This window comes from Vibrio ichthyoenteri ATCC 700023 (assembly GCF_000222605.1).
Classification (GTDB): Bacteria; Pseudomonadota; Gammaproteobacteria; order Enterobacterales; family Vibrionaceae; genus Vibrio; species Vibrio ichthyoenteri.
In genome coordinates this window covers 14,185-28,761 of the sequence record NZ_AFWF01000003.1, presented here as the reverse complement: position 1 = coordinate 28,761, position 14,577 = coordinate 14,185, and the positions used below count along the sequence as shown (strand labels likewise).

The following is a 14,577-nucleotide window of genomic DNA, read 5'->3' as shown; positions in this document are numbered from 1 at the left end:
TATGAGGGTGGGACGGAAAAGGAACTTAGGATGAGTTTAGAAAAGTTGTATATCGAAAAGGAATTGAGTTGGCTCTCGTTCAATGAACGTGTTTTACAAGAAGCGGCTGATAAATCGGTGCCGTTAATAGAAAGAGTGCGCTTTCTGGGCATTTTTTCTAATAACCTCGACGAATTTTATAAAGTGCGCTTCTCGGACGTAAAACGTCGCATATTGATCAATCAACACCAAGGCGATAACGACAGCTCTAAGCATTTACTGACAAAGATGCAATCTAAAGCGATGAAATTAAATGGAAAATTTGATGATATTTATCAAGAACTCATCAAAGAGATGGCTCGTCGCCGTATCTTTCTCGTCAACGAACATCAATTAAGTGACACACAACATAAATGGATCCAGAAGTACTTTCATCGTGAAATTAGACCCCACATGACGCCCGTCATGTTAACCGATGACATCGATCTTATTCAGTTTCTCAAAGATGAATACGCTTATATCGCCGTCGAATTAAAGAAGGCGAATAGTAGCCGTTACGTGCTGCTAGAAGTCCCAACCGATCATTTACCGCGCTTTGTTATGGTGCCAGAGCAGAAAGGTAAACGCAGAAAAACGATAATCCTACTCGATAACATCATCCGCTATTGCTTAGATGACCTCTTCCGTGGCTTTTTTGATTACGACGAAATTCATGGCTATGCGATGAAGATGACCCGCGATGCTGAATATGACTTAGGCAGTGAAGTAGAATTTAGTATCTTGGAGCAAATGTCTGAAGGGGTAAATCAACGCCTAACAGCGATGCCAGTCCGCTTTGTCTATGAGCGAAACATGCCTAACGATATGCTGACGTTTCTGCGTGATAAGTTAGAAATCTCTCATTATGACAGCCTGATCCCGGCGGGTAGATACCACAACTTTAAAGACTTTATCGCCTTCCCTAATGTTGGCCGTGATTACCTAGAGCATAAAGCCCTGCCTCCGATGCGCTGCGCCGACTTTGATGGCCATGACAACAGCTTTGATGCAATCAAAAAACAAGACATTTTGCTCTACTATCCGTACCACACCTTCGGTCATATTACTGAACTGGTACGCCAAGCCTCATTTGACCCCAAAGTACTGAGCATCAAAATCAACATCTATCGTGTGGCAAAAGATTCTCGCCTAATGAATTCACTGATCGATGCAGTACACAACGGTAAAAAAGTCACCGTAGTTGTCGAGCTACAAGCTCGCTTTGACGAAGAAGCCAATATTGAATGGGCCAGAGTGCTTACAGAAGCTGGTGTGCATGTCATCTTTGGCACTCCGGGGCTCAAAATTCACTCCAAATTACTGCTGATTAATCGCCGTGAAAAAGGTGAAATCGTTCGTTACGCTCATATTGGCACCGGTAACTTTCATGAAAAAACCGCTCGCATCTACACGGACTTCTCGCTCCTGACTGCCAATCCTGAGATTGCCAACGAAGTACGTGATGTATTCGGCTATATCGAAAATCCTTATCGCCCCGTCGACTTCAAACAGTTAATCGTATCACCACGCAACACGCGTACTCAGTTGTACCAATTAATTGAAACTGAAATTAACCACGCGCAACAGGGCAAAAAAGCGCAGATAATTTTGAAGGTTAACAACTTAGTCGACAAAGGTCTGATCGAGAAACTCTATCAAGCGAGCACCGCTGGCGTAATGATCAAAATGATCATTCGCGGTATGTGCGCCCTAGTTCCGGGAGTTGAAGGAGTTAGCGACAATATTCAAATCATCAGTATTGTTGATCGTTTTTTGGAACACCCACGCGTTCTCATTACCCATAATGGCGGTGATCCGCTGGTCTATATTTCTTCCGCAGACTGGATGACCCGCAATATCGATCATCGTATTGAAGTCGCAGCGCCAGTTCGTGATCCTCGTCTTAAACAACGCATCATTGATATTGTTAATCTTCACTTCATTGATACGGTTAAAGCACGCTGGATTGATAAAGAAATGAGTAATAGTTACGTTGCGCGAGGCAATCGAAAAAAAGTTCGCTCGCAAGTGGCTATTTACGACTATCTTAAAAATATAGAGAAGCAAACGAAGAAAAACAATGAATTACACTCAGCAGGTGCGTAACGTTGCCGCCATCGATCTTGGTTCAAACAGCTTCCATATGGTGGTGGCTAAAGTCGTAGGACAAGATTTGCAGCTTGTCAGTCGGCATAAACAGCGAGTTCGACTGGCCAGTGGCTTAGATAGCCAAGGCAATTTGGATAATGACGCGATTGAGCGTGGCTTAGAATGCTTAGCTATGTTTGCTGAGCGCTTAAAAGACTTCGATGAAAGTAATGTGCGCATTGCCGCTACGCACACCTTGCGCCAAGCCAATAATGCTCATATTTTCCTCCAGCGAGCACGGCATGTTTTGCCCTTTGCGATTGAAGTTATTCCCGGAGTAGAAGAGGCTCGCTTAATTTATCAAGGCGTCTCCCACACCCAACCGCAATCTGACTCCAAGCTGATTGTCGACATTGGTGGTGGCAGCACAGAAATCATGGTGGGTCATGGATTCACGCCCGATCTCGTCAACAGTAAACCGATGGGTTGTGTTAGCTTCACCAAACAGTTTTTTGCCAATGGAAAACTCTCCAATAAAAACTTCACCAATGCCATTCTCGCCGCGGAACAAAAGCTAGAAGCATTAGCGCATCGTTACAAAAAGAAAGGCTGGTCAATCGCCTTTGGCTCATCAGGCACCATCAAAGCGATTCGCGAAGTATTAATTGGCCAGGGCTACCACGATGGCATCATTACCACCAAGCGATTACTCAAATTGATTGATAAGCTATGTGAATGGGATGACATTGAACAGATCGATTTACCAGGCCTAACCGCTGAACGTCAGCCGGTTTTTGCCGCCGGGGTGGCGATCATGTACGCCATTTTTCTTGATTTACGCATCAGTGAAATGCATTACTCGGAAGGGGCACTGCGCGAAGGTTTGCTCTACGAAATGGAAGAGCGCTTTAAGCGTAGTGATATTCGTATGCGTACCACTGAAAATCTTGCCAGTAAGCATTTGGTCGATCTTGAGCACGCCGAGCGCGTAAAACAACAAGCTCGCTTACTACTCGATGATATCCATACTCAACTCGGCATCAAAACAAATTCAGAACTGTTTGATCTACTAGAGTGGAGTGCATTGCTGCATGAAGTCGGATTGAGCATCAGCCTCAAAGGCTATCATCGCCACTCGGATTATTTGTTGCGCCACACTAATATGCCTGGATTTAATGTTGAGCAACAACGCTTATTGGCAACTCTCGCACGTTTTCAACGCAAAACACTCAAACTTGAAGAGATGGATGAATTTCTACTGTATAAGAAAAAGCACATTCTCGGCTTAGCCCGCATTCTTCGCTTAGCAATCCTGCTCAATGGCCAGCGCAGTGAAGCGCCCTTACCGCGCTTTTCTTTGTCTATCGATGATAACGATAACTGGCAACTCACTTGCGAGGACTTTGACTGGCTAACAACCAACAAGCTACTCAATGCCAATTTACTTGTTGAACAAGATTATTGGCAAGCTGCGGGCTGGCAACTGACTTTGCGTTAAATGCTCTTTTGGCTCAAACGACAAAATACTGAACGGCTGATTCAACCATAACAATACAGGCGCATAGAGCGCCTGTATTGTTATAAGATCGTGTTGTTATCAAACTCAGATATGCACTAATTTTGCCACTGCGTTAAGCCTACTTTCGCCAGCTCTTGTTGAGCAATTTGCGGCGAAATAGCCACGTAACCATCTTGTTCCACCAGCTGCTGTCCTTGCTGCGAATAGATAAAACGAATAAATTCGCGCTCAATCGGAGAAAGCGGTTTTTGCGGATGCTTATTCACATAAACATATAAATAGCGTGATAGTGGGTACTTACCTGATAGGATATTCTCGCGTGTTGCATCCACATATTGCTCGCCCTGTTGTGCAATACGCAGACGTTTCACTCCGGATACTTTATAACCGACACCGGAGTAACCGATGGTATTGATCGAAGAGGCGACCGATTGCACAACTGAAGCCGAGCCCGGCTGTTCATTGACTGTATTGAGGAAGTCTCCTCCACACAAAGCATTCTTCTTAAAATAACCGTATGTGCCTGACACAGAGTTACGACCGAACATTTGAATCGCCCGCTCCGCCCATTGGTAATCAAGGCCTAATTGCTGCCAAGTCATGATCGGTTCGGTTCCGCCACAACGCATCGTCGCAGAGAAAATACTGTCGAGCTGCATGAAGTTGAGGCCTTCAATGGGATTATCGCGGTGGACAAAAATACCAATGGCATCAATCGCGACTCTGAGCGCTGTTGGTTTATAACCATGTTCACGCTCAAAAGCCTCAATTTCACGGTTACGCATCGCCCGACTCATCGGGCCAAATTGAGCGGTTTGCTCCACCAAAGCTGGTGGCGCAGTGGCTGACCCTGATGCTTGTACTTGCGCATTGATGCCCGGATAAAGCTCTTGGAACTCTTCAACCCATAAGGTCGTCATACCGGCGAGCGTATCAGAACCAACACTGGTAAGTGCCCCGCTGATCCCGGGCACCTTATGATACTCCTTCAACGATTCAGCGTGCGCCGCAGTGCTACACATACCAATCACTGCCAAGCAGCATGCCAAATGCAGCTTCTGAGTAAAGCCTCGCATTACTTCACCACCAAGCGCGTTGGTAGAATAAAGGAGAATTTACTGCCAACGCCGATTTTACTCCAAATATCCAAATGTGAATCGTGGTGCGAAAGCGCGTGTTTTACGATCGCCAGACCCAAACCACTACCGCCAGTATCACGTGAACGCGCTTTATCCACACGGTAAAAACGCTCAGTTAAACGATGAATATGCTGCGCTTCAATCCCCTCACCGCTGTCAGACACTTCTAAACAAGCCCCTTGGCTAGTTTTATACCAACGAACATGGACATCAGCCCCTGCTGGGGTGTACTTCACCGCGTTGTAAACCAAGTTTGAAATCGCGCTGCGCAGTTGATCTTCATCACCCAGTACCAATAGCGATGAGTCCACATCAAAACGTAGCTTATGTTGCTGATCACCACTGAGACTCGTGGCCTCTTTTTCAAGCACTTCCAGCATGGCAGGAACGTTAACCACTTCATCTAGCTCATGCATGGGTGCCGCTTCGATTTTTGACAAGGTAAGGAGCTGATTGACCAAGCTGTTCATGCGGTTAAGCTGCTCCGTCATTACGCCGTGCGCCTTAGGCCACATTGGACCAACCAACATTTCAGGATCTTCTGTCATCTCAAGATAACCTTGCAGCACTGTCATTGGTGTGCGGAGCTCATGAGAAACGTTGGCAAAGAAGTTGCGGCGCATACCTTCAAGCTGTTTAAGCTGAGTCACGTCACGTACCACCATCAAGTGCTCACCTTCGGTATATGGCACGATACGCAGTTCCAACATTCTTTCAACGTTAAGTGGCGAGCGCATTTCAAGTGGCTCGGAGAAATCTTGTTTGGTCAGATATTTAATAAAATCAGGCGTACGAATCAAGTTAGAGATCGGCTGTCCCGAGTCATCAGGCCAACGAAAGCCCAATAGGTGTTGCGCCAACTTGTTGCACCAAACGATATTGCCTTCACTACGGAAAACCACTACCGCATCGGGCAGCGATTCGGCACCGTTACGGAAACGACGAATCAAGTTAGTCAGTTCTTTGCGCTTTCTACGCTGGCGCTGCTGTAAACGGTAAATCCCGTTAAACAGGTGTTCCCAGTTTCCGGTACCCGATGGTGGAGTAAGGCGTTTTTCATCCCATAACCATGCGGACAAGCGCATTTGGTTGTGCAGGTGCCATACAAGCTGCAAAACCGTGGCTGCTAAAAGCAACCACGGCATGTATCCGAACATCCACCCCACAATGACCCAGGGGGTGTAAAAAAAGACCAGCTCACGTAGCAATCTTTTCCAAGTTAACCGTTCCACTAATATTAAGCCTTAGTTGAGAAGCGATAACCCGCGCCACGAACGGTTTGAATCAGCTTATCGTGACCTTCCGCTTCCAATGCTTTGCGTAGACGACGAATGTGAACATCGACAGTGCGATCTTCCACGTAGACGTTGGTACCCCAAACGTTATTCAACAATTGCTCACGGCTATACACTCGTTCTTGGTGCGTCATGAAGAAGTGCAGCATTTTGAATTCAGTCGGCCCCATATCGAGCGCCTGATCATTGGTGGTCACGCGGTGTGAAACCGGGTCCAAACGCAGACCTTGTACATCAATGATGTCTTCGAGTGCGGTTGGGGTCACACGGCGAATTACCGCTTTAAGACGAGCAACCAACTCTTTTGGCGAGAACGGTTTCGTAATGTAATCATCAGCACCGACTTCAAGGCCGCGTACTTTATCTTCTTCTTCACCACGAGCGGTTAGCATCACAACAGGAATGTTACGAGTAAGCTCTTCACGCTTCATATGTTTGATGAAGTTGATTCCGCTGCCACCTGGCAACATCCAATCAAGCAGCACAAGATCAGGGAAGGGTTCCGCCAATTTAGTTACAGCAGTGTCGTAATCTTCCGCTTCGACTGCTTGATAACCTTTCTGTTCAAGTACAAAGCACAGCATCTCGCGAATTGGCGCTTCATCTTCAACAACAAGAATCCTTCTAGACATAATTGAATAACCTTATGGTTTTGAGCTAATTGAAATTGAGACGCACGCGCCCCTCGATGCATAAGCATTATTGCTAGTAATTATGACACTTTTGTGACCTTTGCAAACAAATTTTCACGGAAGCTTCTTAATCAAATGATTGAACTTTCATCAATTCGCGCTAGCGGTTGTGATTTTTTACATCCAATAAGACAAGTGGGAAAAAATTTCCTATCATGAGCCACTAAATGCCAACGTCGTCAAAGTAGAGAAACAATATGTGGTTTAAAAACTGTCTGGTTTATCGTGTAAACCGTGAAATCGACTTCAAAGCAGATCAACTAGAACAACAACTGGCCGAGTTCCGTTTTACCCCATGTGGTAGTCAGGATAAGCAAAAATTTGGCTGGGTTTCAGCGATGGGTCGCCATGGTGACATGATGACTCACGTGTCAGAAGACCGCATTCTGATTTGTGCGAAAAAAGAAGAAAAAATGCTACCAGCATCAGTGATCAAAGACTCATTGAATGCCAAAGTAGACACGCTTGAAGCACAAGAAGGCCGTCCTTTGAAAAAGAAAGAAAAGGACAACCTAAAAGACGACATCATTATGGATCTATTGCCGCGAGCTTTCAGCCGCAGCAACTATACCTTCGTTCTCATTCTGCCAAAGCAAGGCTTCATCCTTGTTGACGCGAGCAGCTACAAAAAAGCAGAAGATGTCTTAGCGTTATTGCGTAAAACCATGGGCAGTCTACCGGTTGTTCCAGCTATCCCTGAAAACTCTGTTGAGACTACGTTGACTGAGTGGGTTAAGACCGGCAACACGCCTGCGGGCTTCTCTATGCTTGATGAAGCGGAATTAAAATCAGTTCTAGAAGAAGGCGGCGTAATCCGTTGTAAGAAGCAAGAATTAACTGCCGACGAAATTCGCAGTCACATTGAAGCAGACAAGATGGTGACCAAGCTTGCGGTGAACTGGCAAGATCGTATTGAGTTCCTCTTGGCGGAAGATGGCAGCATTAAACGTCTAAAATTCTCTGATGAGTTGAAAGATCAAAACGAAGATATCCCACGCGAAGATCAAGCAGCACGCTTTGATGCTGACTTCTCTCTAATGTGTGGTGAACTAAGCGCATTTTTGCCGAATTTATACGATGCGTTGGGCGGCCTGCCTCATCCAAACGCTTAAAAAATCGCGACTAGCCCTCTTCGGAGGGCTTTTTTATTCCCGGCCAAATCCCAGTTTTTCCTAGTCACTCATCACATTTTGGCGTAAAATTTGCGCCCCTATTCCATCAGGTGGAATTGGCCTGACTTGAGATCAGATATAAGAGAATTGAGCAATGACGACTAAGAAAGCATTTGTACCAGAACTACTGTCACCAGCGGGCAGCCTAAAGAACATGCGTTATGCATTCGCCTACGGCGCTGATGCAGTTTACGCAGGTCAACCACGTTACAGCCTTCGCGTACGTAACAACGAGTTTAACCACGAGAACCTACAAATCGGTATCAACGAAGCGCATGCCCTTGGCAAAAAGCTTTACGTGGTGTGCAACATCCAACCGCACAACTCGAAACTAAAAACCTTCATTCGCGATCTTAAACCTGTGGTTGAAATGGGCCCTGATGCATTAATCATGTCTGACCCTGGTCTGATCATGATGGTGCGTGAAGCATTCCCAGATATGGCTATTCACCTGTCAGTTCAAGCGAACGCGGTAAACTGGGCTACAGTAAAATTCTGGGCAGCCTACGGCGTTGAACGTGTCATCGTTTCTCGCGAGCTTTCTCTAGAAGAAATTGAAGAAATCCGTGAACACTGTCCTGAGACTGAACTTGAAGTGTTCGTTCACGGTGCGCTTTGCATGGCGTACTCTGGTCGCTGTCTACTGTCTGGTTACATCAACAAACGTGACCCTAACCAAGGCACTTGTACTAACGCATGTCGTTGGGAATACAAAGTAGAAGAAGGCAAAGAGAACGACTCTGGCCAAATCGTAGAAAAATTCGATCCAGCAGCAGCGCAAGCAATCGAAGTTGCTGACGAGCGTCCTGAGACAACCATCGGTCGCGGTAAGCCTATCGATGACGTGGTTCTGCTTTCAGAAAGCCACCGTCCAGAAGAAAAAATGGCGGCGTTCGAAGATGAGCACGGCACTTACATCATGAACTCAAAAGATCTACGTGCTATCCAACACGTTGAGCGTTTGACGCAAATGGGTGTGCACTCACTGAAAATCGAAGGTCGTACCAAATCGTTCTACTACTGTGCTCGTACTGCTCAGGTTTACCGTAAAGCGATTGATGATGCAGTGGCAGGCAAACCATTCGATGAAAGCCTAATGGGAACGCTAGAAAGCCTAGCGCACCGTGGTTATACCGAAGGCTTCCTACGTCGTCATACTCACGATAGCTACCAGAACTACGACTACGGTTACTCAGTATCAGACGCGCAACAATTTGTTGGTGAATTCACTGGTAAACGTCGCGGCGATCTAGCTGAAGTTGAAGTGAAGAACAAATTCATCGTTGGCGATAGCTTAGAGCTAATGACGCCAAAAGGTAACGTTAACTTCACCCTTGAAGCGATGGAAAACCGTAAATCAGAAGTCATTGATGATGCGAAAGGTAATGGCCACTTTGTCTTTATCCCTGTTCCACAAGACATGGATCTAGAATACGGCCTACTAATGCGTAACCTAAACGATGGTCAAGATACTCGTAACCCAACGGGTAAGTAACCACTACTTGGTAGAAATGAATGGCGCTGCTAATTACCGATAAATGCATTAACTGTGATATGTGTGACCCTGAATGCCCAAATGGCGCAATCAGCATGGGTGACTCAATCTTTGAGATTGACCCGAACCTATGTACTGAGTGTAAAGGTCATTACGACAAACCGACCTGCCAGTCCGTATGTCCCATTACAAAATGTATTATCACCGATCCAAACCACATTGAGAGTGATGAAGAGCTGCTTGAAAAGTTCGTTATCATTCAAGGTATGGCGTAAGTAACACGTTACTTTGTCGCACCAATCTCATCCAAGTAAAAAGGCTCATCATTGATGAGCCTTTTTCATATGCCTTGAACCATACCGCGGTCCCTAACCGGACTTGATAATGGGGAAGATATTGCAATACAGCTCTTTCTCATAATTAAAATCAAGTTGGTCACGCCAATTTACCGATTTGCCAATAGGGATAAGGAAAAAGGTTTCTCGCAGCGTATCGGTAACAAATGCTAATCCATGTGGCATCAGCTCATAGTGCACATCATGCACGAAATTAGGGTCCAATCTCTGCCTGCCAGTAAGGTGATTCACTTCTTCACGTGAAATGGTTACTGACTGTGTAGCACTGCCAAATCTCAGCTTTAGCCACTCGGCAAAATCTTTTGCACATACCATAGTCATGGGAGTGTCCTTGCTTTGTTTCAATAGGAAGTAAGCCGAGCATCCTATTTATAATTTAAGTGTATTTAAAACCAACTTTTCATAATTATTCTTACTGCCGGAACCTACAGCAAGCGCATCAAGATACATATCAAAAGAACAGTCCATTTAAATCTAGGCGAGGATAGCCAGTTTCTCCACTATATAAATGTCAAAACTATTAATAACAGAATTAAATACTACCGTTCAACCCACACATCATTTGAGGTTGCGTACGATTTGCTGACATTGTTGCGGCATGATTTTTTTTGTTTTGGGTTTTGTTTTAACCACTTTCGGCTTCGGTTGCGCTGCCGGTTTCGTCTCTGGACGTAGGCTCTTTACATTATGTTTCGGCTGCCAACTAGCCACTTCTTTACCACAGCCATCCCCCGCGGGCGGCGGAGCTTGATTAACACAATGAGTATCGCCACTTGGGCATTTTAGTCGAACATGCATGTGATAATTGTGCCCCCACCATGGGCGAACTTTACGCAGCCAATCGCGGTCTCCCCCTTCGGTACTGCAAAGCTTTTCTTTGATCACGGGATGAACAAAAATGCGCGCGACTTGCTCATCTTGCGCCGCCATTTTGACTAAACGAAAATGGCGATTATCCCAATTTTTATCAATCAACTTATACGCCGGCATATCAACCAAACTATGCGGCTTAGGCAACTTAAGTGCATTGAGTGACAATTTGGTGTCTGCTAGCCGGAACCAAATATCAATGTCTAGTCCTGTCTGATGACTAGAATGGCCCGAAGAAAAACGACCACCTTGCGGCAGTGACATGTCACCAATCAACAGATGAGTGCGCAGATCATTACGAGCTTGCTGACCAAGTTGAGTAACAAAATTGATGGTGTCTGGATGGGCATAGTAGCGCTTATTTTGGCTACGTAGCACTTGGTAGCCTTGGCCATTAAGAGGTAAAGCCTGAGCGCCAAATAAGCAGCCATTCGCGTAGCTGCCAATCGACTCAGGTGAGAGACGATTAGGAAGAGCAAGCGATTCCCATGGTGAAGCTTGCAGTGGAGAAAATAGCGAAAGCGACAGTATACTTGCAACCAATCCTAGCCTAATCGCTTTCATCGAATCCTTCCTTTTGTGCTGACGCGATTCATTGCTTTGAGTCGCGTTATTTCATCATATTGTTAGTAGTGCTGGCCATTATCGTAGTAACCGCTTGCATTCAATGCAGTGAAAATAACCGCGACATTAATGTCTTCACCCGCTATTCCACGTACTTGATCAGTCACGATTTTTGCTACCGCATCTTGGGTTTCTTGGCCACGATCAAACCACAGCACTTCAACAAATGGGTAAGCAGGACTAACCTCACCTTCATGATAAAAAGTAGTGTAAATGTACTCAAAGGTGAAGTCTTCACGCGGACAATTCATGTGTGGTTGAAGTTCATCAATCAGAGATTTTGATAAAGTCTGTACGGTTTGAGGTTCAACAGCACGAAAACGTAAATGAGGCATGTTTTGCTTCCTAGTTATGGTTTTTATTTATGATACTAGTTTGTTGTACAAAGGGCACATACAAACTAAAACGAGACTCGCAGAGCAATAAAAAAGCCGCTGAAATCAGCGGCTTTTTTCATTCCATCAGGAAAATTTAACCTTGAGTTACGGCATTTCGTCGAACTCAGCGCCTTCTTTTTCAACCTGTGGAGGCATAAGGTGTTCTTTAGTAATACCCAGTTTCCATGCTAATGCCGAAGCCACATAGATTGATGAGTAAGTACCAACAGTGATACCAAGTAGCAATGCAGTGGCAAAGCCATGGATCATTGCGCCACCTTGCGTAAACAAAGCAATAACTACAAACAAAGTCGTACCGGAAGTAATTAAGGTACGGCTCAATGTTTGAGTAATCGAACTGTTGATAATCTCAGCTGGACCACCTTTGCGCATGCGACGGAAGTTTTCACGAATCCGGTCAAATACAACAATGGTATCGTTGAGCGAGTAACCAACAACCGTTAGCAATGCCGCCACGATGGTCAAGTCCACCTCAATCTGCAAGAAAGAGAAGATACCCAAAGTAATGATGATATCGTGCGCAAGTGCTAATACTGCACCTGCTGCAAGACGCCATTCAAAACGCATCGATACGTAAGCTAGAATACACAATAGCGAGACTAAAATAGCCAAGCCACCCGCTTCTGTTAGCTCGTCACCCACATTAGGACCAACGAACTCGATACGACGCATCTCAACCGCTTCACCAGTACCTTCTTTGATTGCTGCAATGATCTGGTTGCCTAGCGTTTCACCTGAGATATTCTCACGTGGGCTTAGACGCACCATCACTTCACGAGCACTACCAAAGTTCTGTACGATTGCATCACCAAAACCTTCGTTTTCCAGCGCAGTACGAATACTTTCAAGGTGAGCCGGTTGTTCAAAGCCCACTTCAATTAACGTACCGCCGGTAAAATCAAGGCCCCAGTTCAACGACTTAGTTGATAGCGTGAAGATTGATGCACCAATCATCAAAAGCGAGAACACAACGGCAAACTTTGACCAACGTAAAAAGTCGATCGTACTTTCTGCTTTTAGAATTTGAAACATAGTAATTCCTAGCCTTAGATCGACAATTTATCGACGCGCTTACCACCGTACAATAGGTTAACCACACAACGTGTGCCTATGATGGCGGTGAACATTGACGTCAAGATACCGATAGATAACGTAACCGCGAAACCTTTCACTGCGCCCGTACCGACCGCAAACAAAATAATCGCTGTCATCAAGGTGGTGATGTTCGCATCGGCAATGGTACTGAATGCGTTGGCGTAGCCTTGGTGAATAGCTTGTTGTGGTGAACGACCATCACGCAGCTCTTCACGGATACGCTCAAAGATCAGCACGTTGGCATCAACCGCCATACCGACTGTTAGGACGATACCGGCGATACCTGGTAAGGTCATCGTCGCACCTGGGATCATCGACATGATACCAATGATAAGTACCAAGTTAGCCATCAACGCCATGTTGGCGATAAGACCAAACTTACGGTAGTAGAGCAAAGTAAACAGCATTACTGCCACCATACCCCAAATACACGCTTGGATACCCATATCGATATTCTGTTGACCCATAGATGGACCGATGGTGCGCTCTTCAACAATTGAAATTGGCGCAATCAGAGCACCAGCACGCAGCAATAGCGCCAAGTTTTGAGCTTCAGCAGCTGAATCAATACCTGTAATGCGGAAGTTACGACCCAGCGCCGATTGAATCGTTGCTTGGTTGATCACTTCTTCATGCTTAGACAAAATAACTTTGCCTTCCGCAGTCTTACGGCCACTGTCTTTGTATTCAGTGAATACTGTCGCCATAAGTTGACCAATGTTCTTTTTAGAGAACGCCGCCATTTTGTTACCACCTTCACTGTCTAGTGTGATGTTAACTTGCGGGCGACCGTATTCATCAACGCTAGAGCTGGCATCGGTAATGCTTGCTCCACCAAGGATAATACGTTTTTTCAAAACAACAGGACGGCCATCAGGATCGAATTTAATTTCACTACCCGCAGGCGCACGACCACTGGCCGCAGCTGCAAGATCAGCTTTCGAATCCACTTCACGGAACTCAAGTGTTGCCGTTGCACCCAAAATTTCTTTTGCGCGCGCGGTATCTTGAACACCAGGAAGTTCAACTACGATACGGCTAGCACCTTGACGCTGAACCAAAGGTTCCGCTACGCCAAGTTCGTTAACACGGTTACGTAGAATAGTGATGTTTTGTTCAACGGCGTAGTTACGGATCTCTTGTAAACGTTGCTCAGTAAAAGTAGCAATTAAAGCGTAACGACCATTGCCTTCAGACTCAGTAAATACCATGTCTGGGTGGTTTTTCTCTAGGATGCGTTTTGCATCGGCAAGCTGCTCTTCATTGCGCAGCAATACTTCTACTGCATCTTTGCCCGAGGTACGAATAGCACGGTAACGGATTTTCTCTTCACGCAGTTCACTGCGGAAGCCATCTTCCTGTTGTCCGACTAGTTTTTCCATTGCGGCATCCATATCCACTTCCATTAAGAAGTGAACACCACCACGCAAATCGAGACCTAATTTCATTGGAGAAGCGCCAATAGCTTCTAACCAACTCGGGGTCGCTGGTGCAAGGTTTAGTGCAACAATTTTATCTTTATCGAGGCCTTCACTGATCACATCACGCGCACTAATTTGAGTATCGGTGTCATTGAAGCGAACAAGAATCGATCCATTCTCTAGAGCAATGGATTTAAAGGAGAGGCTCTGCTTATCGAGAGCTTGAGTGACAGAATCCAGCGTTGCCATATCTACAGAGGCGCCGCGCGCCCCTGTAACTTGAATTGCCGGATCTTCACCGTAGATATTAGGAAGCGCATACAATGCCGCGATAGCGATAGTACACATCACCAACAGGTACTTCCATAACGGATAACGGTTTAGCACAGCGAGGA

General features: G+C 45.7%; 13 protein-coding genes. 5 read left to right on the top strand and 8 right to left on the bottom strand.

Annotated elements, in window-relative coordinates:
• Positions 1–30: 30 nt before the first annotated feature.
• Complete coding sequence (gene ppk1 / locus RH85_RS00145) at positions 31–2,124, top strand: polyphosphate kinase 1 (RefSeq protein ID WP_006710136.1); 2,094 nt, start codon at positions 31–33, stop codon at positions 2,122–2,124.
• Positions 2,099–3,604, top strand: a complete 1,506-nt coding sequence (gene ppx, locus RH85_RS00140; protein ID WP_006710135.1) for an exopolyphosphatase — start codon at positions 2,099–2,101, stop codon at positions 3,602–3,604. The genes ppk1 and ppx overlap by 26 nt, the downstream gene beginning before the upstream one ends.
• A 116-nt stretch (positions 3,605–3,720) precedes the next feature.
• Here ppx and RH85_RS00135 read toward each other — a convergent pair whose 3' ends face one another.
• From RH85_RS00135 to phoB, 3 genes are read right to left on the bottom strand one after another with little or no spacing between them, the layout of a single operon-like run.
• Positions 3,721–4,701, bottom strand: a complete 981-nt coding sequence (locus RH85_RS00135) for a PstS family phosphate ABC transporter substrate-binding protein (RefSeq protein WP_006710134.1) — start codon at positions 4,699–4,701, stop codon at positions 3,721–3,723.
• Positions 4,701–6,002 carry a phosphate regulon sensor histidine kinase PhoR gene (gene phoR, locus RH85_RS00130; protein WP_039948276.1) on the bottom strand — a complete coding sequence of 434 codons (1,302 nt, stop codon included), beginning with the start codon at positions 6,000–6,002 and terminating at the stop codon, positions 4,701–4,703. The genes RH85_RS00135 and phoR overlap by 1 nt, the downstream gene beginning before the upstream one ends.
• Positions 6,002–6,691 carry a phosphate regulon transcriptional regulator PhoB gene (phoB, locus tag RH85_RS00125; RefSeq protein WP_006710132.1) on the bottom strand — a complete coding sequence of 230 codons (690 nt, stop codon included), beginning with the start codon at positions 6,689–6,691 and terminating at the stop codon, positions 6,002–6,004. Before phoB ends, phoR begins: the two co-directional genes overlap by 1 nt.
• A gap of 257 nt (positions 6,692–6,948) precedes the next feature.
• Between phoB and rdgC the strand changes: the two genes are divergently transcribed.
• The 3 genes from rdgC to RH85_RS00110 all read left to right on the top strand — a co-directional run bounded on the left by rdgC (position 6,949) and on the right by RH85_RS00110 (position 9,693).
• On the top strand, positions 6,949–7,863 hold the full coding sequence (rdgC, locus tag RH85_RS00120; protein WP_006710131.1) for a recombination-associated protein RdgC: 915 nt from the start codon (positions 6,949–6,951) through the stop codon (positions 7,861–7,863).
• Positions 7,864–8,017: 154 nt separating this feature from the next.
• The gene (gene trhP / locus RH85_RS00115) at positions 8,018–9,418 is read left to right on the top strand and encodes a prephenate-dependent tRNA uridine(34) hydroxylase TrhP (protein ID WP_006710130.1); all 1,401 of its coding nucleotides are present in this window, start codon (positions 8,018–8,020) and stop codon (positions 9,416–9,418) included.
• 20 nt (positions 9,419–9,438) lie between these two features.
• Complete coding sequence (locus RH85_RS00110; RefSeq protein WP_006710128.1) at positions 9,439–9,693, top strand: YfhL family 4Fe-4S dicluster ferredoxin; 255 nt, start codon at positions 9,439–9,441, stop codon at positions 9,691–9,693.
• Positions 9,694–9,786: 93 nt separating this feature from the next.
• Here RH85_RS00110 and RH85_RS00105 read toward each other — a convergent pair whose 3' ends face one another.
• The 5 genes from RH85_RS00105 to secD all read right to left on the bottom strand — a co-directional run bounded on the left by RH85_RS00105 (position 9,787) and on the right by secD (position 14,569).
• On the bottom strand, positions 9,787–10,095 hold the full coding sequence (locus RH85_RS00105) for a hypothetical protein (RefSeq protein WP_006710127.1): 309 nt from the start codon (positions 10,093–10,095) through the stop codon (positions 9,787–9,789).
• A 237-nt stretch (positions 10,096–10,332) separates the two neighbouring features.
• A complete protein-coding gene (gene mepA / locus RH85_RS00100; protein ID WP_006710126.1) occupies positions 10,333–11,208 on the bottom strand; it encodes a penicillin-insensitive murein endopeptidase in 876 nt (291 codons plus the stop codon).
• 62 nt (positions 11,209–11,270) lie between these two features.
• Entirely contained in the window at positions 11,271–11,603 is a 333-nt protein-coding gene (locus tag RH85_RS00095) for a DUF1904 domain-containing protein (RefSeq protein ID WP_006710125.1), read from the bottom strand.
• 147 nt (positions 11,604–11,750) lie between these two features.
• Positions 11,751–12,698: a protein translocase subunit SecF gene (gene secF / locus RH85_RS00090; RefSeq protein ID WP_006710124.1), complete on the bottom strand. Its 948-nt coding sequence runs from the start codon at positions 12,696–12,698 to the stop codon at positions 11,751–11,753.
• 14 nt (positions 12,699–12,712) lie between these two features.
• Positions 12,713–14,569 carry a protein translocase subunit SecD gene (gene secD, locus RH85_RS00085; protein WP_006710123.1) on the bottom strand — a complete coding sequence of 619 codons (1,857 nt, stop codon included), beginning with the start codon at positions 14,567–14,569 and terminating at the stop codon, positions 12,713–12,715.
• Between the last annotated feature and the right edge of the window lie 8 nt (positions 14,570–14,577).